The 506-nt window shown below is 31.6% G+C and carries 2 protein-coding genes; both read right to left on the reverse strand.

The features are described from left to right. Window positions 1–65: 65 nt before the first annotated feature. Window positions 66–308 carry a uroporphyrinogen-III synthase gene (locus E3E36_RS13700; RefSeq protein ID WP_167895550.1) on the reverse strand — a complete coding sequence of 81 codons (243 nt, stop codon included), beginning with the start codon at window positions 306–308 and terminating at the stop codon, window positions 66–68. Continuing rightward, window positions 260–506 (reverse strand): uroporphyrinogen-III synthase (locus tag E3E36_RS11595; RefSeq protein ID WP_206203653.1); only part of this gene is annotated, 247 nt, incomplete at its 5' end. The genes E3E36_RS11595 and E3E36_RS13700, both read right to left, overlap by 49 nt.

Consider the following 506-nt stretch of genomic DNA (forward strand, 5'->3'; position numbering starts at 1 on the left):
TAGGTGTACGTTCAGTTTGCTCGCCTCTTAATGTTCTTAATAATAAATCGTTTTTAAGCATGTAGTTATTTCTGATTTACTGATGTATGATTGTATGATTGAAAGTAATGAATAGCCTGATTTAACAACAACTCTTTTGCTGATTCATTAGCTGTTTGAATAGTATTAGCTGAAAAGTTTTTTATTTCGGCAGCAGTTGTATTGCCGATAGCAAATAAAACAGTATTGGTTGCTACTCTATTATTTGAAAAAAAACTTCTTACTGCACTGGGGCTGAAAAACAGAATACCATTGTAGGTTTTATCAATTGATTTTTTGTTTCTATTGTTTCATACACCACCACTTCTTTTACTTCAACTCCTTTAGCAGCAAGCGTTTCAGGCAGTTCATCTCTTCTTATATTTCCGCAGAAGAAAACAACCAATTGAATACTTTGTTCAATAATGCTATTAGCTAAATCTAACGCATTCTTTCCTCTTGATTGAATATTACTTTCATTAAAAATG

The sequence above is a fragment of the Thermococcus sp. M36 genome (genome assembly GCF_012027355.1).
Lineage (GTDB): Archaea > Methanobacteriota_B > Thermococci > Thermococcales > Thermococcaceae > Thermococcus.